Source organism: Nonlabens antarcticus, assembly GCF_015356755.1.
GTDB lineage: Bacteria > Bacteroidota > Bacteroidia > Flavobacteriales > Flavobacteriaceae > Nonlabens > Nonlabens antarcticus.
This window is the reverse complement of record NZ_JADFCO010000063.1, coordinates 206,358-229,233: the sequence shown is the minus strand read 5'-3', so window position 1 is coordinate 229,233 and position 22,876 is coordinate 206,358. Positions and strand designations below refer to the sequence as shown.

Genomic DNA, 22,876 nt, shown 5'->3' with positions numbered 1-22,876 from the left:
TTAGATTGTGGTATACGTTGTACCTTCAGAGCTATCTTTTAATTGAATTCCCGCAGCTTGCAATTCATCTCTTATTTTATCGCTAGTATCAAAATCTTTTCTTGCACGAGCAGTAGCCCTTAAATCAATGATCAATTTCATAGCGGCATCAATGTGTTGTGTTCCCTTTACATCTTCAACTGCATCAGAATTTTTAATTCCCAGTACATCGTACAAAAAGGCTTTGATCGTTGTTTCAAAATAATCAAGATCTTTTTGACTGATGGTTTCTTTTTCTTCATTGATAGAATGAATGATTTTAGCACCTTCAAATAGTTCTGCGATCAGGATAGGTGTATTGAAATCATCGTTCATTGCGGCATAAGCTTTATCAGACCATGCTTTGATATCTACACTAGATTTTGAACTCACTTGCAATTGATCCAGCAAGGCAATGGCATCGCGCAATCGGGTCAAACCTTTCTCTGCTGCGAGTATCGCATCATTACTAAAATCTAAAACAGATCTATACTGCGCTTGCATCATAAAGAAACGCACGATGGATGGTGAAAACGCCTTTTCCATAAAGTCGTTATCGCCACTAAAAAGCTCTTGAGGTAAGATAGAGTTTCCTGTAGATTTTGACATTTTTTTTCCTTCCAGCGTGAGCATGTTTGCATGCAGCCAGTAATTGACAGGACTGTGACCGTGAGCTGCCTCACCTTGCGCGATTTCACACTCATGATGTGGGAATTTTAAATCCATGCCGCCACCGTGAATATCAAAAGTCTCGCCCAGGTACTTTGAACTCATTACGGTACATTCAAGATGCCATCCTGGAAAACCGTCTCCCCATGGGCTAGGCCATCTCATGATATGCGCTGGTGATGCTTTTTTCCACAAAGCAAAATCCTGCGGACTCTGTTTCTCGCTCTGCGACTCCAGCTCGCGAGTGCTGGTAATCATATCCTCAATATTGCGACCGCTCAACTTCCCATATTGATGGTCTTTATTGAATTTCAACACGTCAAAATAAACAGATCCATTGATTTGATAAGCATATCCTTTTTCAATAATCGTTTTGATGATCTCAATTTGCTCAACGATGTGGCCGGTGGCTGTAGGTTCAATACTAGGCGGGATGGTATTGAAACGCTGCATCACGTTGTGAAAGTCGAGCGTGTATTGCTGGACAACTTCCATGGGCTCGAGCTTTTCAAGTCGGGCCTTTTTGGAGATTTTATCCTCACCTTCATCCGCATCATCAGTTAAGTGACCGGCATCAGTGATGTTGCGCACATAACGTACTTTGTATCCCAAATGTGTCAAATACCGGTAGATCATATCAAAACTGATGAACGTGCGGCAATTCCCTAAATGAACGTTGCTGTAAACCGTAGGTCCACAAACATACATTCCTATTTGACCCTCGTGAATAGGTTTGAAAACCTGCTTTTCACCAGCTATGGAATTGTAAAGTCTCAGTTTTTCATCTTGATATAAAGGCATCTGTTTTGGGTAAATTATTTAATGGCAATTCCTGTACTAAAATTAAGTTCGCTTTCGCGAAAGCGAACTTGTCACAGCAGCACTGGAATTAATCCAAAATTAGAATTTGGTTTCCAGCTTTATGTAATCCAGGAATTCAGATTTTACCTGAGGATCCTTAAATTTCCCGCCGAATTCTCCAGTAACTGTACTGCTGTCAATATCGCGTATGCCACGACTGTTGACACACAAGTGTTTTGCATCGATAACGCAGGCCACGTCTTCTGTATTCATCACCTTTTGCAATTCACGAACAATCTGAATGTTCAAACGTTCCTGAACTTGAGGACGCTTTGCATAATAATCTACAATCCGGTTGATTTTTGAGAGCCCTACAACATTTCCATTTGAAATATAAGCAACATGAGCGCGTCCTACGATAGGTAGTAAATGGTGCTCGCAAGTGGAGTAGACGACGATGTTTTTCTCAACCAGCATCTCGTTATACTTATACTTGTTTTCAAAGGTGGAAGCACTGGGTTTAGCCTCAGGTTTCAATCCACCGAAAATCTCATTAACAAACATTTTGGCAACACGGTTAGGCGTTCCTTTCAAACTATCATCTGTCATATCCATTCCTAGGGTATGTAAGATGTCATACATACTCTTTTTGATGGACTCTATCTTATCTGCATCACTTAGCTCAAAGGCGTCAGGCCGTAATGGGGTTTGCTCGTTTGCAGACAAATGATCCTGGTCTTCTATATTATCTAAAAAATCTTCAACTTTCATAAATACAAGCCTTTTTAGGCATTCAATTAATAGGGTGCAAATTTACAACTTAGTAGCTTATTGGCATTGGATTCATGTAATAGATCAGTAAATCTGTCGTATAAAAAAGCACCTCAAAGAGGTGCTTTTTTATGCAACTGATATTTTTAGATTTACTACTATTAGTGTAAAAATAGATCTACAAATTAAACCCTAGGGTTAGAACAATATTATTATTCTCGTTGTTGATTAAACTTCTATTAGTCAGTCCTGTGCTGAATAGTTGTTGACTGTATTCTCTTTTTGAGTAATCGTAAGATAAGTCTAGTGTTGTGCTGCCCCATGAATAACCTAGTCCTGCACTATATCCATTTAGATCATCCATAAGACTTTTATCTTCATAAGGAGATTCCACCATACGATACCCTGCTCTCAATGTAAATTTATCGATGCGATATTCTCCACCTATTCGCAAGGTTCCCGCACGTTCAAGCTGGTTAGCAATCTGATCATTATTAGATGCAAAGGTGCTGTTGTTCTCTGGACTAAATTTGAGACTGGCATAATCACGGGAACTGTAATCCACACTTAATAATCCTTTATTTCCAAAAATATAAGCAATACTTCCTGTGACACTTCCTGGAGATTTCAAATCATAAGGAGCATAAATGTTTAAAACATTAGGAACTACATCTTTGAATGTTTCTTGATTACCAGTCTGCTGTGTGGTAAAAACTTCTTGAATCAAAGTTTCCTCAATATCATACCAAGTAGGGGATTCATAGGTGGCACCTATTCTCAAAGCCTCGGTTATTTTTCCAATAGCACCTACTTGAAAGGAAAATCCATTACCGGTAGTTTCTAATCGATTATTGAATTGCACGTCTGTTGTTGTAGCATCAGCATTAGAGTTCAACTCTCTAAATCCAGTAAATCGTGTATAATCGATAAAATGGGAGTTAAGATTTAAACCTACACTCAATCGTTCATAAAACTCACCCGCAATATTGAAAGAGAATTTTCCTTGAGTTCCAGAGCTAATGACCTCATATCCCTGATTAAATGAACCAGTACCGGTGCTTGAAACGTATTGTGTATTTGAGGCATCACCTGGTGCTACTGGATCAATTATAAATCCTTGAAAACCTAACAGTCCTTGTTGAGCGTCAAAGCCTATATCTTCTCCTAAGAACTGATACAAGTCTGCCACTGATTCTCCATCTCTAGTTTCAAAGTTATCAAGAGTAAAGCCTCTAGCATTATTTAAAAAATATTGTGATATAGAGGTGTTAGATGTTCCCGTTAGATAAACATTATCGTCGTACGATCTAGTAGCATCATAATTGAAACCTAAGGAGAATTTAGTTAAAGGGCTCTCTGCATTCGTAGTAAAAACCAGAACACCACCTGCTTGATTGATATCAAAATCAGAAGAATCTGAACCTGAAAGCGTTCCGAAGTAATTAGAATCATTGTTTCTATTACTATTAGCTAAGGTAAAACTGGCGTAATTATTATTAAAAATAACAGATCCAGCCGGATTTTTTCCTACAGCTGATAAATCTCCACCTAACGCGCCGAAGGCTCCGCTAAGTGCCCGGTATCTTGCTGTACCGTATAGATTATCTTGTTGACCATATAAAAGGCCATCGGTTACCGTTTGTGCTTCACAAAAAAACGCACCTATCAAAAGTGCGCTTGTTATAAATATATTTTTCATTTGTTAACGATTATTAAATTATCCTCTTCCACCTGATCTACCACCGCCTGAAGATCTTCCTCCTCCAGAAGAACGACCTGAACCGGAAGACCTACCGCTAGAGCTACTTCTAGGGGTGACGGAACCTTGAGATGATCTTGAAGAACTTCTTGAGCTTCTAGAAGAAGATGAGCTTCTTGTAGGGCTATATCTAGGGTCTGAAGTTCTAGTGATCGTTGTTCGTCTCGCTGTTGATCTTGAATTAGAACTGCGAACTGCTGTTCTTCTTGTTGTAGAGTAATCTGATGAAGGTCTTCCATTTGTTGCAGAAACTGCTCTACCGCGAGTGGAGGAATCAATCGCATTCCGTGAATTTGATCTATAATTGGTTTCCCTATTATTGTTTCTTATTGAGGTTCTATATCCATTATTGTAAGCTACATTATTGTTGTAGTAACCGTTCCCATAACGATTGTTTCCATAATAATTATTGTAGAAAGAACCGTAATAGTTACCATACCAATGTCTGAAAGCAAACCCTCCAAAATAAAGATTGGGACCGTAGCCAAAGGCAGGATCTCTCCATCTATTATTGTAATGAAAACCACCAAGACCAAAAGTACCATTAAAACCAAAATTACTGAAACCACCTACAGACCCAAAATAATTATTAAATCCTGGAAATCCTCCATAAGCGAAATTTCCATAACCGAAGTTTCCGTAACCGAAGCCGCCATAGGCGTAACCAGTGTCGTAGAAATTAATAGTCACCTCTGAAGGATTGGTCCCCCATGCTGGTTCGCCACGATAGTCTGCAGCATAATCAATGGAGCTTTCGTTGTAATCGTCTTGTCTATAACCATCAACATCTGTAAAAACAGCATCGTCTGCCTGTTGAACACCTGTTCTGTCAAGCTCCTCAGCAAACATCTGCTCGTAATAGCCAGAAGTGTTTTGTTGATAGGTTTGTGGTTGTGGTTCTACTTCATAATCGCTGCGATTATTATCACTACCATAGATCCCGTCACTATATGAAACATCTGAATATGATCCACAAGCAACAAAAATTCCCGTAAACAGGGTAAGACATAAAATCCTGGGAATTGTCATCCCTTTAAGTATATTGTTTTTCATGATGTGTATTTTAGAACGTAGTTGATAAAAATAAGTAGTTTTGCCTAGAGCTTAAAGCTTTTAACAGAACACTAATTGAGGTGCAAGTTTTGTGCCAAATCCTATATATGAGCAAAAACCTAACAAGTAGATCAGAGGACTATTCAAAATGGTATAATGAATTGGTAGTCAAAGCAGACCTAGCCCAAAATAGTGCCGTTCGTGGCTGCATGGTGATCAAACCATATGGATATGCAATCTGGGAAAAAATGCAGGCAGAGCTGGATCGAATGTTTAAAGAAACCGGTCATCAAAATGCTTATTTTCCACTTTTTGTTCCAAAAAGTCTTTTTGAAGCAGAGGAAAAGAATGCAGAAGGATTTGCAAAGGAATGTGCCGTTGTAACTCACTACCGTTTACAAAATGATCCAGACAATCCCGGAAAATTAAGAGTAGATCCAGAAGCAAAATTAGAAGAGGAATTAGTTGTTCGTCCAACTAGTGAGGCAATTATCTGGAGTACTTACAAGGGTTGGATCCAGTCGTATCGAGACCTTCCACTATTAATCAATCAGTGGGCAAACGTAGTAAGATGGGAAATGAGAACGCGTTTGTTTTTAAGAACGGCTGAGTTTTTATGGCAAGAAGGCCATACGGCCCACGCTACCAAAGCTGAAGCAATAACAGAAGCTGAGTTGATGAATAACGTATATGCAGAGTTTGCAGAAAACTTTATGGCTATACCGGTAATAAAAGGAACCAAAACTGAAAGCGAACGTTTTGCGGGAGCAGACGAAACCTATTGTATTGAGGCTTTAATGCAGGATGGTAAAGCTCTTCAAGCGGGAACCAGTCACTTTTTAGGTCAGAATTTCGCCAAAGCTTTTGATGTAAAATTTGCTACAAAGGAAGGGACTCAAGAATATGTATGGGCTACCTCGTGGGGGGTTTCAACAAGATTAATGGGTGCGCTCATTATGACTCATAGTGATGATCAAGGATTGGTATTGCCACCTAATTTAGCACCTAACCAGGTGATCATTGTCCCTATTTATAAAGGTGAGGATCAATTAGAAGAGCTTTCTGGAACTGTCAAAGAAATCATGAAGAGTTTAAGACATTTAGGTGTGACTGTGAAATATGATGACCGAGATACCTACAGACCAGGAGCTAAATTTGCACAGCATGAACTACAAGGCGTTCCGTTACGGATTGCAATAGGAGCTAGGGATCTTGCAAATGGTACTGTAGAACTGGCTCGTAGAGATACACTGACCAAAGAGTCAGTTGCCTTAGAGGGGTTAGAGCAGCACATTAAAGATTTATTGGAAGAAATCCAGCAATCATTGTTTGATAAGGCCAGGAATTATAGAGATGAACATATCACAGAAGTCGATTCTTTTGACGAATTCAAAAAAGTTTTAAAAAATAAAGGAGGATTTTTGTCCGCTCATTGGGATGGTACTTCAGAGACAGAAGACAAGATCAAGGAGATGACTAAAGCTACAATTCGTTGTATTCCAATGGAAAACAACATGGAAGTTGGAAAATGTATCTTGACAGGTGCAGAATCCAGCCAAAGAGTTTTATTTGCAAAAGCATATTAATTGAATAATTTTGTCACAGACGTTTGCAGGATTAAAAAAAGTGTTTATTTTTGCATCCGCTAAACGAGCAAAACATATGGCCCGTTCGTCTATCGGCTAGGACGCATGGTTTTCATCCATGTAAGAGGGGTTCGACTCCCCTACGGGCTACAATAACTTAATCGGTTTCATTTGAAACCTAGTGTAAAAAGATATGGCAAATCACAAAAGTGCTTTAAAGAGAATTCGTAGAAATGAAGCAGCTAGAGTACGTAACAAGTACCAGCACAAGACTACGCGTAACGCTATAAAGAAGTTGAAGGAGACGGAAGATAAGACTACGGCTGAAAAGTTGTTCGTTGAACTTACTTCAATGATCGATAAGCTTGCAAAGAAAAACGTTATTCACTGGAATAAGGCGAGTAACTTGAAATCTCAGTTGGCAAAGCATGTAGCTTCCATCTAAGACTTTAGAATATTTTATTTCAAAAGCCTCTCCAACGAGAGGCTTTTTTGCATTTGGAAAACCTAGGGATGAAGCTTTATCAGCATCCTCACTTTTAAAATATATTTATACTTTTTATATCGTTAATTAGAAAGCCATCTCCACAACATTATGTTGGGGAGATGGCTTTATCGCAAGGGTAAATAAGGCTACTTAATAGCATCCTGCTCTTATTTAATTAGGTGTTTTTAGTCTGGATAGTTTATTGCGCTCATCCTGCAATTGTCTTCCTAAGCGTTGCTTTTCTTCTATAGACTTACTTCTAAGCTCCTCAAGTTCTGCTTCTACAATGGACAGTTCTGATTTAGCATGACTTGTGACAGCGTGGCTTCTTTTAAACTGCATATAGACAACGATAAGAACAATGGCAAGTACAGCTACAATTGACCAAACTATAATATGATATAGAGATTTGTTGAGCTGGATACCTAGAAGTGAAACGGAATCCTTTTCATTATTAAGCTGTTCCACATTAGCATTTGCAGCACTCAATTGCTGTTGTAAAGGACGTTGTGCTTCCCGTTCATCTGCAACACTGTTTTCTAACTCTGTGATGCGCTGGTCCAGCTCTTTTATATACGCTTCCGTATTAGACTTTAATTTTCTTAGATCGCTTTCTTTAACGACCTTATACTCCTTGAAGTTATTGGAATTTTCAATAATGCTTTCAAATTCGGTATTAATTCGGTTTGAAGACTCAGGTGTTGAATTTTCTTGTGAATATCCCAGCGCGCTTATGAGCAGGCCAGCGAGGACTATTTTTTTCATGATAGTTCAGTTTTACTAGGGTGAGGATTAGGGTTTGTACTGATTAGTTCTTTGAACAACGCATAAAATGAGTTCAGATTATGTGAGTAGGTAGAAAATTTGATATGTTTCCGCTTTCGCGAAAGCGTTATAAAAAAAGCCCCACAACAGGTGCGAGGCTTAGTGATTTATCAAAGGGTCTAATTAACCGTTCATGGTGGCTAGAAACTCCTCATTATTACGAGTTTGCTTGATGCGCTGGGACATAAATTCCATGGCCTCCACGGGATTCATATCTGCCAGGTGCTTTCTTAAGATCCACATGCGTTGTACCGTTTCTTTATCTAATAACAAGTCATCACGACGGGTAGAAGAAGAAGTAAGGTCAATGGCTGGGAAGATGCGACGGTTGGAAATATTGCGATCCAGTTGCAGTTCCATGTTACCGGTTCCCTTGAATTCCTCAAAAATCACCTCGTCCATTTTAGATCCGGTTTCTGTCAATGCGGTTGCTATAATGGTAAGCGATCCACCACCTTCAATGTTACGGGCAGCTCCAAAGAAACGTTTAGGCTTGTGTAATGCATTTGCATCCACACCACCTGACAACACTTTACCACTTGCGGGCTGCACAGTGTTGTAAGCTCTCGCAAGACGGGTAATGGAATCGAGCAGGATCACGACATCGTGACCACATTCTACCATACGTTTTGCTTTTTCAAGTACAATGTTTGCCACTCGCACGTGATCGTGTGCTTCTTTATCAAATGTAGAAGCGATTACCTCTCCATCAACATGACGTTGCATGTCTGTAACTTCCTCAGGACGCTCATCGATCAATAAAATTAATTGATAAACTTCTGGATGATTTGCTGCAATAGCATTTGCGATATCTTTCAACAACATCGTCTTACCCGTTTTAGGCTGGGCAACGATCATTCCACGCTGGCCTTTACCTATGGGAGAGAAAAGATCCATCACACGGGTTGAAACACTAGAGCGTCTGTCTGCTAGATTAAATTTCTCATCTGGGAACAATGGAGTCAAGTGTTCAAAAGAAACCCGGTCGCGCACGACGCTAGGATCCAGTCCGTTGATCTGTGAGATCTTGATTAGCGGGAAATATTTCTCGCCTTCTTTAGGTGGACGTACCATTCCTAAAACAGTATCTCCCGTCTTTAAACCGAATAAACGAACTTGAGACTGAGAAACGTAAATATCATCTGGTGAGGCTAGATAGTTATAATCACTGCTGCGCAGGAATCCATAACCGTCAGGCATCATGTCTAGAACACCTTCACTTTCTATGATCCCGTCAAATTCAAACTCTGGATCGCGGTAGCGGTTGCGGGTGTCTTTATTTCCTTTAGGAACGTTATTTTGATTGCTTTGGCGCTGATTTTTTTGACGAGGATTGCGGTTGTCATTGCCATCCGTATCATTTTTATCGTTGCGACGGTTATCATTACGATTGTCGTTGCCGTCCTTGTCGCTCTTATTATCACGCTTATTATCGCTGCGGTTATCATTACCGTCTTTATCATTCTTACTATCCCGACGATTATCATTGCGGTTATCAGTACCGCTCTTATCACTTTTATTGTCGGATTCTTTTTTGTCGCGTTGATTGTTGTGACGTGGCTTAGGCTTATCATTAGAATCCTGGCGGCTTTCAGAAGATTTTGCAGGCCGTGGGTTAGGTTTGTTCACCTCAGGCTTTTTAGTGGTATCACCTCCTTTATGGTCTGGATCCGCTTCTTTGGAATCTTTTTGATTGCGAGGGTTGGGCTTTTTAGCTTTAGGCTCTCGCTTTTTGGGAGCGGGTCTAGGTTTGCGTTCTTTCGGGTCTTGCGCTTTAGTTGTAGTATCTGGAGTTGATGTAGTGTCACTGTCCAGTTTTTTAACTACGTCTGGGTTTGCTGCTTGCAAATCTAGAATCTTGTAAACCAGATCCAGTTTGCGCATAGTGCGAAATTTTGGGACGTTCAATCCTTGAGCAATTTCCTGTAGTTCAGGAAGTTTCTTTGATTTTAAATCAGCTATTTGAAACATGTAAATATGGAAAAGTGTGTGTAAATTTTCTAAGGTAATTTGAAGACTGGAATTTATCAGAAAAATTATCAGCCTCTAGTTAACCTATAAAGAGGTGGTTAACATTATTATGTTACAATGATACGGTAAAAAAAGTTTATGAACCTTTGTTTTTTGGTTGTAAAATGTATTTTTGTCAAGCTTTAAAGAAAAATTAAGCTTTCTACTTATGATCCAAAGAATACAAACCATCTGGTTAATACTTGCTGCAGCATGTAGTGGTGGGCTCGTGTTTTTAGTTAGCCTATGGGTTGATGGCGAGGGTAATGAAGTAGTGGCTATGGATGACAACGCCTATTTTGGAGCATTTGCAGCAAGTACTGTTTTATCATTGTTTGCCATATTTTTATATAATAATAGAAAATTACAGACGGTCATCAACCGTTTGAATATTATGTTAAATCTCATTCTACTAGGAGTTTTCGTAACACGAGCCCTAACGATGTCTGGAGCGACGGCGGTTGCAGAGAAAGGCATTGGGATGTTCATTCCTATCCTATCTATCGTTTTACTCGTCCTGGCTAACAGGGCAATAAGAAAGGATGAACAGCTTGTAAAATCTGTGGATCGTTTACGTTAAACACAAGAATCTTAGTACTATTAGTGTGAAAACCTGTGAGGCGCCACCTCGCAGGTTTTTTTTATGTCCATTTTTGATATCAAGTTCTTTCCCTGAGAGGATGTGCTAGTCTGCTTTCGCGAAAGCGGAATCCGTTCAAATTCTATCCTATTTATTATATTTCTGACATCTGTTAAAAGTTTTGCTACTTTTAAAGCATGGTAAATATTGTAATAATAGATGATGAATCAAATGCTCGGTCCTTCCTAGCCAGTTTGCTGGAAAAGGAACTGGATGATAAATTTCATTTGGTGGATAGTTGTGCATCAGTGAGCGAGGGCGTTCTTGCAATACGCAACAATAAAGTTGATCTTGTTTTCCTAGACATTCAAATGCCAGAAGAAGATGGTTTTCAATTGATGAGCTATTTTGAAGAGATTGATTTTGAAATTATTTTTGTGACTGCATTTGATCGATATGCTATTAAAGCATTTGATTGTAGCGCTTTACATTACCTGCTCAAACCATTAGATCCTGAAAAAGTAAAACAAGCCATCGACCGATTCACAAAATCAACGATTCATAAAAAAGCCGTTCTTCAGAAATTTGACGTTTTTGCCGAGTATATAGAAAGCAAACAGGAAAAGGAGCGTATTGTTTTTGACACGGTGTCCGGTTTTGACGTTGTAATTCTTAAGGATATTATTTATGTTGAGTCTGCGGGTAATTATTGCCAGATTCACTTTAAAGATAAAACGATAAAGCTCGTCACTAGTTCCATGAAAGCTATTGAAGAATGTTTACCTATTAATAGTTTTTGCAGGATTCACCACTCTTATATTGTTAATTTGAACGAGGTGAATTGTTTCGTCAATGCAGACAAGGAAGTGAAGTTATGTAACGGTAAGTTATTAAAAGTGGCAGAGCGCAAACTTAAATTCTTTAAAAGCAGGATGGGTGAGATGGCATAACTTCTTATTTGTATGGCTGTTGGGCTATGTAGCCATAGCTCAACAATTCCCATCCACTAATTATACAGATCGAGATATACTGCCTAATAATACCGTGCGAACTTTATTTATGGCTGCAGATGGTGCGTTGTGGATAGGCACTAACAATGGCCTAGTGCGTAAATATAATAACCAGATCACCACGTTTTATAAGGAAGATGGCCTTACTCAAAATAATATCTGGGCACTAGCCCAAGATGATACGGGACGCATCTGGATAGGCAGTTATGGTAAAGGACTTACTAGTTATTACAACAATCAACTAGTGGCTTATCCTAATAACGACAAACTACCGAATCAAGAAATTACCGAACTTTTTATCGATAAAAATATCTTGTATGCAGGCACCAGCGATGGTGTTGCCGTTATCGATTTGAAGGAACCTAAGAATATCAATTCTATTAAACCGAAAAGTATCAAAGATGAGAAGTTCATCGTAAGTGGTTTTATAGCAATGGAGGATGTATTTGCCGTTACCTACACAAACGGAATCTACAGAATAGAGAGAACTCAAAATGACCTCCATTTAAAAATGATCTCAGCAGAAAAGAATTTGTATGCCACACAAACCTTTAAGGACTCCATTTATTTAAGTGGCAAACAATTTTTCAAGAAAATCCCTACATCACAATTAGAAAATCTAGATGAGCACAAAGAATTAAACCCTTTGGGAAACTCGATCATATGGGATTACCAAAAAGTTAATAATCAGATGTATGGCGCTGCCTGGGGGATTTATACAAATGACGGCGGGTTGTATGAACTTACTGGGACAGGGATGAAGTTGCGCAATGAAGATTTCGGCATTGAAAGTACTCAGGTTACCAGTCTAGCCTTTGATAAGGATCTAGGACTACTGTATGCGGGAACTTTAGATAAGGGATTGTTTGCCATAAAAATGGATGAAAAACTTCAGTTCCTACCCTCAAATCACAAAAAAATCCAGGGATTTTCTCGTATTAATGAAATGACGGCGACTTTGTATAATGATGGTTTACAGATAGGCCAAACATTGATTACCGCTAGTGATTTCAAGACCTGGCAAGTGGAGTATGTCAATAAATATAAAAATAATCTTCCTCAATATGAGGATCATTTTTATGAATTAGAATACGATACGAACGCCCGAGACATCGCTTTTTATAGTGTAAAAGATCGAGCAGGTCATTTCTGGGTGAACACGTCAATAGGGATCTATCAATTTGACACGACAGGTACATTGAAGAACTATCTTCCTGTGCATGCCTTAGAATTTAGTTTTACAGCGTCAGACCAGCTACTGGAAACTAATTTTTTTCATGGTACTAGAATTTATGAATCGGTTGATCCCATAGAATACACCTACTATGATCAACAGGAAACACAACAGAACCCGCGATATGTAGTAGGGTGCTTACAAGTAGGTGCTAAAACTTACATGACTTCTATTTTTTATGGGCTGTACGCTTATGAAGAAGGTAAGTTCACTTCTTACAAAGAGAGTGATTTATGGAAAGAGAACCGGTTGCGATTCATTACGAAATATAATAGGGATCAGATTGCGGTTTCAAATGAGGATGGTGACGTCTTCATTTTAAATGATGATAAAAAGAATTTTACAGCTGCAAAGTTGGAAAGGAATACCGATTATGGAAGCACAATTACATTTTTGAATTCCTATAAGGACTTTGTCATTATAGGAACACCTAAAGGTATTGTATTACATAACGGCAAACGGGAGATATTTTTAGATCGGGAACAGGGGATTGATGAAAAGATATACACCGGCTTCATGGATGGTAACCTATTAATGTTGGGGAGCGATAATGGCAGTTATAAATTAAAGCTTGCAGATATCATTGATCAAAATAACCGGCTTACAGGAATTGCAGTAAGTTCAATTATTGTAAATGGTATTTCTAGAGACTGGAAAACAAGCGATAAACTAAAATTAGCTTCTGATGAGAATTCACTAGAGTTACAGTTAACAACTAATAAACACCCATACCCAGGGAAGTTAAAATACAGTTATCGGTTAGACCCATCTCAGGAATGGACTCCGTTGGAAGATGCCGTTTTAAGTTTGCCATTTTTAGAATCGGGTAAATACAATTTGTTTGTCAGAGTCAAAGATGCCTCTACTGGAATGACGCTGGATAAACAGATTCTAGATTTCAGTATTGCGATCCCGTTCTATAAAAGCCTATGGTTTATCGTGCTGTGTTTTTGCATATCTTTTGGTCTAATCGCGTTTTATATACATATAAAATGGAAACGCGCAAAAAAGAGAGCCCTAGAAAAAGAGGCTGCGATTAAGCGCAACGAGGAAGTTAAAATGGAGGCGTTGCTTTCACAAATGAATCCTCATTTTGTATTTAATTCACTTAATTCCGTCCAGTACTTGATTAGCAATAACGAGAATGAAAAAGCGATGCGTTACTTAAGAACTTTTTCTGACCTTATGCGAGCTAATTTGAACAACACTACACGACCTTATTTAACGCTAGAAGAGGAAATCGATTACCTAAAAAAGTATAGTGCCCTAGAAAACGCAAGATTTTCAGACCGTATAGATGTTACTTTTACCATCGATCCAGAATTATCCCTTTCTCAGACCAGTATTCCTACCATGATGTTGCAGCCTTTTGTAGAAAATGCATTCGTGCACGCGTTTCCTTCCCGGATCGAATCGCCACGTCTAAATATCGCTTTCGCGAAAATAACAAATGAAGAGCCTGACAGGAAACATGATCAAACTAAAATCATTGATCATTTCTACTATCGCTGCACCGTTACAGACAATGGGATAGGAAACGCAAGCCAAAAAAACAAGCGTCATATTTCAAAGGGAACACAATTAGTCAGGGAACGCTTATCCTTTTTAGGATATAACCCTACAACGGCACTAGAGATAACACATACCGCTGTAGGAACGATAGTTACACTAGAGTTAGAGCAAGAACACTTATCCTAAAATCACTATCACTTATGGAATCTTCCCAAAACTAATTCATTCTTTGAGTATGTTTGAATCAATATAATAAGGTGACTCGGTAAAGTTTGGGGGAATGATATCGAGTACTTAATTAGACAAAAACTGGAAGTATAGCTTCCAGTTTTTTTATGTGTTATAATTTGAGATGCTACCAAAAATAGATGTGAAATTATTATTTAGCCGCAAACAAATCTGAAGCCTTGGCTCAATTGTTTTAGAGCAGGATCTTCAACAATATTTCAAGTCATTCATGTATAGTTGCCCAACATCCCGAATTATAGAACTTTGTTTTAAAACGAGATATTAATTATATTTCAGCGGGAAGTGCAGAACTTCTGGTTCATCCCATTTACCTTAATTTTCAAATCTTATATGGAATTAAACAACAGAGACCTCAGCGATTTAAAAAAAGCTGTAATTATTTTAGAAAATCCAGGTATAGCAGCAAGAATTACAAACTTCATAGGCTCTCCTATAGAAAAAGGACTTGAAATGTTGCCTAGTTCTGTACAATCAAAAATCGGTGATATTACTCAAATCGCATTATTAAAAGTAGCCGATGCTGCAATTTTTACCATGAAAGATACCCCAAAGAGAAAAGCCTCTAACTTGTGGCATAAAACGGGTGCTGCTGTTTCTGGTGGCGTTGGAGGATTTTTTGGTTTTGCTGGCTTGGCGGTAGAGCTACCTATATCTACTGGAATAATGCTTAGATCCATAGCAGACGTTGCTAGAAGTGAAGGTGAATCGATTAGTGCTATGGAAACTAAACTCGCTTGTTTAGAAGTTTTTGCGCTGGGAGGAAATAAAGATTCAGACGATGCAACAGAAAGTGGATACCTTATTGTTAGAGCCGCGTTAGCCAAATCAGTTTCAGAAGCCTTACAATTTACCACGGGTAAAGCGGCTGCCAAGGAAGCGGCGCCAGCGGTAATCAATCTCATTTCAAAAATCGCTCAACGATTTAGCATTCAGGTTTCAGAGAAAGTTGCCGCTCAGGCTATTCCAGCAATAGGCGCACTGGGCGGAGCTGCTATAAATACAGTTTTCATTGACCACTTTCAAGATATGGCCAAAGGTCATTTTATAGTAAAGCGACTGGAGCGAACGTATGGAAGTACCTTAGTACAGGAAAGCTACAAACAGATCCTTAGAAACGAGATTTAAGAGCGCGACTTGTTTCTAAACTAAAGTTGTAAAACCATCAAATCAGAGGGAGGCTCACTCGAATATGAGAACTGCAGGTAACTTCTGAGAAGGATCTTTCCGTATTAACTTTAAAGTCACCGAATTAATATCTAATCATTCATCAGGTAAAAACTGGAAACTGGAAACTGGAAACTGGAAATTGAGACTGCGGCCTGATCTACCGATCCTTCTCCACAACCTCTAAATTTGAAATTTTACCGTCATTGATCTCAAAGCGCAACATTGTGCGTTTTTGATGAAATCCATGTGTTCCTACTGCACCCGGATTCATGTGCAGACAATCGAGCTTTTTGTCATTCATCACTTTAAGAATGTGGCTGTGTCCGCAAATGAAGATGTTTGGCGGCTTCGCATTTATTTCTTGTCTGATGTTGGGATTGTATCGCCCGGGATATCCTCCTATGTGCGTGATCCAGACATCCATTCCTTCGCAATCAAAGCGGTTATTTAATGGATATTGCATTCTGGCTTTATCATCATCAATATTCCCGTAAACAGCGCGCAGTGGTTTCAGCGCCGTTATTTTATCAGTTACTTCTAGATTCCCTATATCGCCAGCATGCCAAACCTCATCTGCTTGAAGAATATATTTTTCCATGAATTCGTCATAATGACTGTGGGTATCTGATAAGAGCAATATTTTCATAACGCAAAGGTAGGAGGCAAGGTTGATTCTACAATCTTTAAATCCCAAATCCCAAATCCCAAATTTTCAACTGTTGTGTTGCTGTCGCAAAACGTGATTATTAATTGCCGATTATTCTGTTATTGAACCGGGATAATTTTCCTTCTGGGATATTTCCACAGAATATTACACCCAAGTACAAAAACTCCTTTCCGGGAAAACGGAAAGGTGGATTCTGGATCTGCGATAGCAGATCAGAAGACGGATAGGTTGAAGTTCCGCAGAGCTTAAAATTAGGCTCTAGAAATGATTCGTATTTGTAAAACTTCAACGACATCCAATTGCGTCGCCGTACACAGCAAAAACAATCTGTCCTCGCCTGATTCTAGGCAAGGAGTTACAAGCATTATGAATGATCTTATTTGCTTTATACTACCCTTGTTATAATGTTCGAAAAAACTTGTTTTCTCCGCTGGAGAAATGTCCGACAGGAAAATGAGGTCAGCACCCGCGTAAAAAAACTCCTTTCCGAGAAAACGGAAAGGTGGATTCTGCTCTGCGATAGCAGATCAGAAGACGGATAGGTTGAAGTTCCAGTAAACTTGAATTTGAATCTAAATTTAAACAAGATTTTGCGGAACTTCAACCATTCTTGATTGCATCGCTGTACACAGTGAAATCATCTGTTCTGGGCCTAATTCTAGTCGAGGAGCTACAAGCATTACAAATGATTTTATTGGTTTTACACCACCTTTGTTACAACGTTCAAAACAATTTGCTTTCTCCTCCGGAGAAATCTCTGAAGGACAATGAGACAAGCGCCCGAGTGAACAAAGTTTTTCCTAAGGATAGACTTAAAGTCTACTCTTAGGAAAGAAGTAGTCTGTCATCATTCTTTAGCAAGCTTTTAAGCCTGCTAAAAACCGAGCAAGTCGTTCGTCCAAATTCCGACTCAAGCATTTACCTTTGCACAAAATGGAAAAACAACGCTACTTCATAGAACTTGCTTACGATGGAACCGCTTATCACGGCTGGCAACGACAGCCACAAAGCATTACGGTACAAGAAGTTATAGAAGAGGGATTGTCTAAAATGTTGCGGACTAAAATATACGTAACGGGTGCAGGAAGAACGGACACCGGAGTTCATGCTACTCAAATGTTTGCCCATTTTGACTTTGACGAACCTATAGACGAGATCCAACTCACATACCGACTTAACCGCTGGTTTCCAAAAGACATAAGCGTTTTTGAAATTAGGAAGGTAACAGAGAAAGCTCATGCGAGATTTCACGCAACACACCGTTCTTACGAATACAGATTCAACTTGAGACCTGATCCATTTAAAAATAGATCGAGTTATATATTATATAGAATTCCAGATATAGAGCGCATGCAAGCCGCTGCTGATATACTACTGCAATACAAAGATTTCGAATGTTTCTCCAGAACCAACACAGAGGTAAAGACTTATCTTTGTGATGTTAGCGAGGCACGTTTTGAAACTCAAGGTTTTGAGCTAGTATTTCATGTCACAGCAAACCGTTTTTTAAGGAATATGGTACGGGCGATAGTGGGAACATTATTGCAAGTAGGTTACGGGAAGTTAGATATTGAGGACATGCATCGCATTATTGCCTCTAAAGACAGAGGAGAAGCCGGTGCTAGTGCTCAAGCACAGGGATTATATCTGACTAAAGTGAGGTATCCTCAAGAAATTTGGAACAATGAATGAAATCATCTTTCAGGAATCGCAAAAGTTCAAGCAATGGTGGTTGTGGTTGATCATAATTTTCACCTCTATAATTATCATAATTTCCGCCGTTGCAGCTGCTGTAGAATATCCTAGCACAATTTCAACGATCGTAATTGTTTGTAGCTTATTCGGTGTTATGGGTATGATCGTGTTGTTCTATATCATGAAATTGACGACAATTATTACTCGGGAAAAAATAAGCGTCCAATTTTATCCAATTTTAAAGAGAGAATGGAACTGGAGCGATCTCAAAATGGCAAAAGTTATTGACTATGGCTTTGTCGGTGGTTGGGGAATAAGATTGTGGACGGGAATGGGAACGGTTTATAATATTAAAGGGTCAAAAGGTTTACACATAAAAACCGACTCAAAAGAATACGTGATCGGTTCACAAAAAGAAGAAGAATTGCGATCTAGCATCGCGCATTTGCTCAAATAATTTATGGGATCAACTACAGGTAACGCATTCAACCTTTCGCTTTTTAAGCGACTGCTTTCCTATACTAAACCTTATCGCAAAACCTATTATTTTGTAGCTATCAGTGCTATTCTACTTTCTGTAGTGGCTATAGGAATGCCCTATTTGATCAAGGTTGCAATCGATGAGCACATTACAACACAGCAGTTCGAGGGCTTTGATACGGTTATTTATATGATGATAGGGGTGCTAACCGCAGACGTTTTGCTGCAGCTGGGATTCATATTTTATGCAAACTGGCTAGGTCAGCAGGTTATTCGAGATTTAAGGGTAAAATTATTTGATCACATGCTAGGTTTCAAAATGAAATATTTTGATCAGAGCGCTGTGGGAAAACTCGTGACTCGTGCTGTAAGTGATATTGAAACCATTGCCAGTATTTTTTCTGAAGGTCTTTTTGTGATCATTTCAGACTTATTAAAAATGGTAGTCGTTTTAGGGTTTATGGCCTATTCTAGTTGGCAATTGACCCTTATTGCGCTTATCGTGATGCCTTTTATTCTATATGCAACGCGTGTATTTCAAAAAGCCATGAAAGTCGCTTTTGAAGATGTGCGTAACCAGGTGAGTAATCTTAATTCCTTTGTTCAGGAACGTGTGACTGGAATGAAAATCGTTCAGATATTCAATCGTGAAAAGGTAGAATATGAGCAATTTAAAGAGATTAATGATAAGCATCGTGTTGCCTGGGTAAAAACGGTATGGTACAACAGCATATTTTTCCCAATTGCAGAGATGGCTTCCAGCATCGTTATAGGCTTGATCGTTTACATAGGAGTAGTTATGAATTTAGACGCTGAGGTGAGCGCCATAGAAATAGGTACGATCGTGATGTTTATCGATTTGTCCCAAAAGCTATTCCGTCCACTGCGTCAGATTGCAGATAAGTTCAATACGTTACAAATGGGTATGGTAGCTGCAAACCGCGTTTTCAAAATATTGGATACAGATTCCAGGATTGAGGATACCGGCAGTATCATCGCATCAAATTTAAAAGGAGATATCGAATTCAAAAAGGTAGATTTCGGTTATGTAGATAATGAGTTGGTCTTGAAAAATCTTAGCTTTAAGGTAGAAGCAGGCCAGACTGTCGCAATCGTAGGTTCAACAGGTGCCGGTAAATCCACGATCATCAACCTTCTTTCTAGGTTTTATGAAATTAATGCAGGAGAGATTCTAGTGGATTCCGCTTCCGCGAAAGCATACAATCTAGAATCCCTTAGGTCACAAATAGCAGTAGTGCTTCAAGACGTTTTCCTGTTTGCAGATACCATATTGAATAACATTACTCTTAAAAATCCTGATATTACAGAAGATGATGTCATCGCCGCAGCAAAAACAATAGGGGTGCACAAGTTTATTATGTCACTTCCTCAAGGATACCATTACAATGTGAAAGAACGTGGTGTGATGCTTAGTTCTGGGCAGCGGCAATTGATCGCATTCTTGAGAGCGTACGTTTCAAACCCTAGTATTCTCGTCCTTGATGAGGCTACCAGTTCTGTAGATGCCTACAGCGAGCAATTAATCCAGGGTGCGACTGACATCATAACGAAAGACCGCACGTCTATCGTCATTGCTCACCGTCTCGCCACCATCAAAAAAGCCGATAAGATTATCGTCATGGATGCCGGAGAAATTGTAGAAATGGGAACTCACAATGAGCTTCTGGAAAAAGAAGGTGGTTATTACAAAAATTTGTATGAGGTGCAGTTCTTACAACAGGAAGTAGCTTAAATAAAGGATGATTATCCAGTTATAAAACTTTCAACATCAAAGCCTAATTTACTTGCGATCAATGCCGTTAAAAAGATGATGATCATTAAAAATAAAAAGGCTAAAATGAGGATCGTTATTAATACAATAATGGATATCAAACTTCTAAGCACCGTAGTTTGAAAGTCAAGATTAAAACATCTTTTATAACAGTAAGCATTATAAAGGAACATTGCTGGAAATACTGAAAAACTCCAGTACATATATAGATCGAAAGATAGATACATCAGAATAATAGTGATAGGCGTTGTCACTATCATGCTGTGGGCGTAGGTATATAAGTAAAATACGATATGCTCGGTAAAATTGTAATAGCGTTTACCCCAAAAAGTTATCCTTCCTACTAAAGCAAGCAAAGGAATTGTCGTGAAATGTATTAATCCTTGAAAATCGAAAATAAAATTCACCATTTTTAGGCCAAATTTCGTCCCGAATTCTTGCGCTTCGGGAGACTCAGATCCGGAAGGGGTCATCGCTTGAATCTCTGTTAAGTATACATCAAAGAAACCTCCAGAGCGCATCAAAAAGGTATAAAGTCCTGAGATTAATATGGTTAGTAAAGTATACCTAATGGCATCCACATAATACTGGCGGCGACCAGATATATAACCATTGATTACTACACCAGGTTTTCTAAAAAGATCCACAAATGTGCGCACAAACTTTGTATCCACGCCCAGATACATATCTGTAAAATCTGTTCCTACCTGTCGCATCGTGATCCTGTTCTCGATCCATTTTGCACCACAACTGGCACAGTGCGTGTGGCCGCTGTAAAGCATATTATCGCAATTTTTACAGTGGCGTTCCATTAAGCGAGATGGGATTTTATTTTATCAGACAGGTCATCCATGTCTTCATAGCTTTCAAACTCGCCGTTAATGACTAATGAAACCTGCCCTGTTTCTTCACTTACAATGATAGCGAGGGCATTGCTACGCTCTGTCAGTCCTAATGCAGCTCTATGCCTTAAACCAAAACGCTGTGGGATCTTCCGGTTATCAGATACGGGAAGAATTACCCGGGTGGCTGTAATTTTATTTTCCTCTATGATCATGGCACCGTCATGTAGCGTGCTATTCTTGTAGAAAATACTCTGAATAATAGGGGCATTAACGACAATGTCCATGGTGTCACCACTACTTTTTAAAAAGTCCAGAGATCCATCGCGCTTAATGGCGATGAGGGCTCCTGTTTTAGTCGCACTCATTCGTTTACAGGCCGTTACAATCTCGTCCACCACACTGTTATGATTATCAACATCTGCTTTGAAAATGCGTAATTGCCGCAGTAACCGCCGCTTTGAAGTAAAATTTGTGGATCCTATCATGAGCAGGAATCGGCGTATTTCTTGTTGGAAAACTACGATCAACGCAAAAACTCCAGCGCCGGTAAAGGCTCCCAAAGCTCTGGAAAGCATTTCCATTTTCAAGAAAACGGTGACTTGATAGATCAGATAAATGATCACGATCCCAATAAAGATATTGATTGCAGCGGTTCCTTTAACCAGTCTGTAGAGATAAAAAATCAATGCCGCAAAAAGGACAATGTCAATCAGGTCAATTATTCTAAAGTCGGGTAGCTCCATTACTCGTAAAAATAGGATTAATTTTTTTGAATCGCCTGATGCAATGCTACGACTTCCATAGCTTCTTTTACATCATGGACACGCAGGATTTTGGCTCCGTTTTGAAGACAGACCATATGTAATGCGGTAGTTCCATTAAGCGATTGCGCTGCGGTGATTCCCAGGGTTTTGTAAATGGTTGATTTCCTGGAAATCCCTGCAAGAATAGGCGATTCATGAGCTTTAAGAAGCTCCATATTTTTTAATAAATGAAAGTTCTGAGGTATGTTTTTAGCAAAACCAAATCCTGGATCGATAATGATATCTTTGATTCCTGCGGCTCTTGCAGAAGCGATGCGCTCTGCAAAATAAGTATTCATCTCGATGATGAGGTTTTCGTACGCATTTAATGATTTCATGGTTTGAGGCGTGCCACGCATGTGCATCATGATATAGGGAATACTAGCTTTTCCGACGGTTTCCAGCATTTTATCATCCAGTTTCCCAGCGCTGATGTCATTCACGATGTCAATGCCGTGCTGGATGGCTGTGGAAATTACGCTTTCGCGAAAGCTGTCACAACTCAATATCACGTTATCAAAAGAGTTTTTGATCAAATCAATAATAGGAATGACACGCTGGAGCTCTTCATACACTGAGATATGAGTGCCATCAGGCCGGCTGCTGTAACCGCCTACATCAATAAAAGTGGCACCTTCCTGAAGCATATTTTCCACTTGATGCAACACGTCATTATCGGTTTTCAAGGCACCACCGTCGTAAAAGGAGTCAGGAGTGACGTTTATAATCCCCATAACCTTGGGATGGGTGAGGTCAATAAGTTTCCCAGCGCAATTTATCGTGGTCATAAGGTAGGTATATCGTAATTTGTGCCCGAAATTTACATTGAAGTTATTTAAACACTCACTATTCATTGAAAAGAT

Annotated in this window: 19 protein-coding genes and 1 tRNA gene; 10 read left to right on the top strand and 10 right to left on the bottom strand. The window is 39.2% G+C overall.

The features are described from left to right. From cysS to IQ282_RS05405, 4 genes are all read right to left on the bottom strand, one after another. The gene (cysS, locus tag IQ282_RS05420) at positions 1-1,488 is read right to left on the bottom strand and encodes a cysteine--tRNA ligase (RefSeq protein WP_194850831.1); all 1,488 of its coding nucleotides are present in this window, start codon (positions 1,486-1,488) and stop codon (positions 1-3) included. A 99-nt stretch (positions 1,489-1,587) separates the two neighbouring features. Further along, positions 1,588-2,259 (bottom strand): GTP cyclohydrolase I FolE, encoded by a 672-nt coding sequence (gene folE / locus IQ282_RS05415; RefSeq protein WP_194850830.1) that lies wholly within the window; start codon positions 2,257-2,259, stop codon positions 1,588-1,590. Positions 2,260-2,437: 178 nt separating this feature from the next. Continuing rightward, entirely contained in the window at positions 2,438-3,958 is a 1,521-nt protein-coding gene (locus IQ282_RS05410; protein ID WP_194850829.1) for an OmpP1/FadL family transporter, read from the bottom strand. A gap of 18 nt (positions 3,959-3,976) precedes the next feature. Continuing rightward, positions 3,977-5,071, bottom strand: coding sequence for a hypothetical protein (locus IQ282_RS05405; RefSeq protein ID WP_194850828.1), 1,095 nt, complete (start codon positions 5,069-5,071; stop codon positions 3,977-3,979). A 107-nt stretch (positions 5,072-5,178) separates the two neighbouring features. Here IQ282_RS05405 and proS point away from each other — a divergent pair, with 107 nt between their 5' ends. The 3 genes from proS to rpsT all read left to right on the top strand — a co-directional run bounded on the left by proS (position 5,179) and on the right by rpsT (position 7,102). Next, entirely contained in the window at positions 5,179-6,657 is a 1,479-nt protein-coding gene (gene proS / locus IQ282_RS05400; protein ID WP_194850827.1) for a proline--tRNA ligase, read from the top strand. A 78-nt stretch (positions 6,658-6,735) separates the two neighbouring features. Continuing rightward, positions 6,736-6,807, top strand: a tRNA-Glu gene (locus tag IQ282_RS05395). A 43-nt stretch (positions 6,808-6,850) separates the two neighbouring features. After that, entirely contained in the window at positions 6,851-7,102 is a 252-nt protein-coding gene (rpsT, locus tag IQ282_RS05390; RefSeq protein ID WP_194850826.1) for a 30S ribosomal protein S20, read from the top strand. 213 nt (positions 7,103-7,315) lie between these two features. On the opposite strand, the gene IQ282_RS05385 is transcribed toward rpsT, so the two are convergent. Further along, a complete protein-coding gene (locus tag IQ282_RS05385; protein ID WP_194850825.1) occupies positions 7,316-7,909 on the bottom strand; it encodes a hypothetical protein in 594 nt (197 codons plus the stop codon). A gap of 183 nt (positions 7,910-8,092) precedes the next feature. Then, a complete protein-coding gene (gene rho, locus IQ282_RS05380) occupies positions 8,093-9,940 on the bottom strand; it encodes a transcription termination factor Rho (RefSeq protein WP_194850824.1) in 1,848 nt (615 codons plus the stop codon). A gap of 208 nt (positions 9,941-10,148) precedes the next feature. On the opposite strand from rho, the gene IQ282_RS05375 reads away from it, so the two are divergent. From IQ282_RS05375 to IQ282_RS05360, 4 genes are all read left to right on the top strand, one after another. After that, the gene (locus tag IQ282_RS05375; RefSeq protein WP_194850823.1) at positions 10,149-10,559 is read left to right on the top strand and encodes a DUF4293 domain-containing protein; all 411 of its coding nucleotides are present in this window, start codon (positions 10,149-10,151) and stop codon (positions 10,557-10,559) included. A gap of 197 nt (positions 10,560-10,756) precedes the next feature. Beyond that, positions 10,757-11,509, top strand: coding sequence for a LytR/AlgR family response regulator transcription factor (locus tag IQ282_RS05370; protein WP_194850822.1), 753 nt, complete (start codon positions 10,757-10,759; stop codon positions 11,507-11,509). Continuing rightward, positions 11,496-14,501, top strand: a complete 3,006-nt coding sequence (locus tag IQ282_RS05365) for a sensor histidine kinase (RefSeq protein ID WP_194850821.1) — start codon at positions 11,496-11,498, stop codon at positions 14,499-14,501. The genes IQ282_RS05370 and IQ282_RS05365 overlap by 14 nt, the downstream gene beginning before the upstream one ends. A gap of 393 nt (positions 14,502-14,894) precedes the next feature. Further along, positions 14,895-15,689, top strand: a complete 795-nt coding sequence (locus tag IQ282_RS05360; RefSeq protein ID WP_194850820.1) for an EcsC family protein — start codon at positions 14,895-14,897, stop codon at positions 15,687-15,689. A 199-nt stretch (positions 15,690-15,888) separates the two neighbouring features. Here IQ282_RS05360 and IQ282_RS05355 read toward each other — a convergent pair whose 3' ends face one another. Beyond that, the gene (locus IQ282_RS05355; RefSeq protein WP_194850819.1) at positions 15,889-16,377 is read right to left on the bottom strand and encodes a metallophosphoesterase family protein; all 489 of its coding nucleotides are present in this window, start codon (positions 16,375-16,377) and stop codon (positions 15,889-15,891) included. A gap of 954 nt (positions 16,378-17,331) precedes the next feature. Between IQ282_RS05355 and truA the strand changes: the two genes are divergently transcribed. The 3 genes from truA to IQ282_RS05340 are packed head-to-tail and all read left to right on the top strand — an operon-like array spanning position 17,332 to position 20,326. Continuing rightward, positions 17,332-18,090 carry a tRNA pseudouridine(38-40) synthase TruA gene (gene truA, locus IQ282_RS05350; protein WP_194850818.1) on the top strand — a complete coding sequence of 253 codons (759 nt, stop codon included), beginning with the start codon at positions 17,332-17,334 and terminating at the stop codon, positions 18,088-18,090. Further along, a complete protein-coding gene (locus IQ282_RS05345) occupies positions 18,083-18,550 on the top strand; it encodes a hypothetical protein (protein ID WP_194850817.1) in 468 nt (155 codons plus the stop codon). Before truA ends, IQ282_RS05345 begins: the two co-directional genes overlap by 8 nt. Positions 18,551-18,553: 3 nt before the next feature. Next, positions 18,554-20,326 (top strand): ABC transporter ATP-binding protein, encoded by a 1,773-nt coding sequence (locus IQ282_RS05340; protein ID WP_194850816.1) that lies wholly within the window; start codon positions 18,554-18,556, stop codon positions 20,324-20,326. A gap of 11 nt (positions 20,327-20,337) precedes the next feature. Here the strand turns inward: IQ282_RS05340 and IQ282_RS05335 are convergent, their stop codons facing one another. The 3 genes from IQ282_RS05335 to folP are packed head-to-tail and all read right to left on the bottom strand — an operon-like array spanning position 20,338 to position 22,801. After that, complete coding sequence (locus IQ282_RS05335) at positions 20,338-21,177, bottom strand: DUF3667 domain-containing protein (RefSeq protein ID WP_194850815.1); 840 nt, start codon at positions 21,175-21,177, stop codon at positions 20,338-20,340. Next, positions 21,177-21,953: a diadenylate cyclase CdaA gene (gene cdaA / locus IQ282_RS05330; RefSeq protein WP_194850814.1), complete on the bottom strand. Its 777-nt coding sequence runs from the start codon at positions 21,951-21,953 to the stop codon at positions 21,177-21,179. The genes IQ282_RS05335 and cdaA overlap by 1 nt, the downstream gene beginning before the upstream one ends. A 17-nt stretch (positions 21,954-21,970) precedes the next feature. Next, the gene (gene folP, locus IQ282_RS05325) at positions 21,971-22,801 is read right to left on the bottom strand and encodes a dihydropteroate synthase (protein ID WP_194850813.1); all 831 of its coding nucleotides are present in this window, start codon (positions 22,799-22,801) and stop codon (positions 21,971-21,973) included. Positions 22,802-22,876 lie beyond the last annotated feature (75 nt).

Bases quoted from the DNA above. Each gene is read 5' to 3' on its own strand.
- rpsT (WP_194850826.1), top strand. From the start codon at position 6,851: ATGGCAAATCACAAAAGTGCTTTAAAGAGAATTCGTAGAAATGAAGCA.
- proS (WP_194850827.1), top strand. From the start codon at position 5,179: ATGAGCAAAAACCTAACAAGTAGATCAGAGGACTATTCAAAATGGTAT.
- folE (WP_194850830.1), bottom strand. From the start codon at position 2,259: ATGAAAGTTGAAGATTTTTTAGATAATATAGAAGACCAGGATCATTTG.
- folP (WP_194850813.1), bottom strand. From the start codon at position 22,801: ATGACCACGATAAATTGCGCTGGGAAACTTATTGACCTCACCCATCCC.
- truA (WP_194850818.1), top strand. From the start codon at position 17,332: ATGGAAAAACAACGCTACTTCATAGAACTTGCTTACGATGGAACCGCT.
- IQ282_RS05340 (WP_194850816.1), top strand. From the start codon at position 18,554: ATGGGATCAACTACAGGTAACGCATTCAACCTTTCGCTTTTTAAGCGA.
- IQ282_RS05375 (WP_194850823.1), top strand. From the start codon at position 10,149: ATGATCCAAAGAATACAAACCATCTGGTTAATACTTGCTGCAGCATGT.
- IQ282_RS05385 (WP_194850825.1), bottom strand. From the start codon at position 7,909: ATGAAAAAAATAGTCCTCGCTGGCCTGCTCATAAGCGCGCTGGGATAT.
- rho (WP_194850824.1), bottom strand. From the start codon at position 9,940: ATGTTTCAAATAGCTGATTTAAAATCAAAGAAACTTCCTGAACTACAG.
- IQ282_RS05335 (WP_194850815.1), bottom strand. From the start codon at position 21,177: ATGGAACGCCACTGTAAAAATTGCGATAATATGCTTTACAGCGGCCAC.
- IQ282_RS05355 (WP_194850819.1), bottom strand. From the start codon at position 16,377: ATGAAAATATTGCTCTTATCAGATACCCACAGTCATTATGACGAATTC.
- cdaA (WP_194850814.1), bottom strand. From the start codon at position 21,953: ATGGAGCTACCCGACTTTAGAATAATTGACCTGATTGACATTGTCCTT.
- IQ282_RS05410 (WP_194850829.1), bottom strand. From the start codon at position 3,958: ATGAAAAATATATTTATAACAAGCGCACTTTTGATAGGTGCGTTTTTT.
- IQ282_RS05345 (WP_194850817.1), top strand. From the start codon at position 18,083: ATGAATGAAATCATCTTTCAGGAATCGCAAAAGTTCAAGCAATGGTGG.
- IQ282_RS05360 (WP_194850820.1), top strand. From the start codon at position 14,895: ATGGAATTAAACAACAGAGACCTCAGCGATTTAAAAAAAGCTGTAATT.
- IQ282_RS05405 (WP_194850828.1), bottom strand. From the start codon at position 5,071: ATGAAAAACAATATACTTAAAGGGATGACAATTCCCAGGATTTTATGT.
- IQ282_RS05370 (WP_194850822.1), top strand. From the start codon at position 10,757: ATGGTAAATATTGTAATAATAGATGATGAATCAAATGCTCGGTCCTTC.
- cysS (WP_194850831.1), bottom strand. From the start codon at position 1,488: ATGCCTTTATATCAAGATGAAAAACTGAGACTTTACAATTCCATAGCT.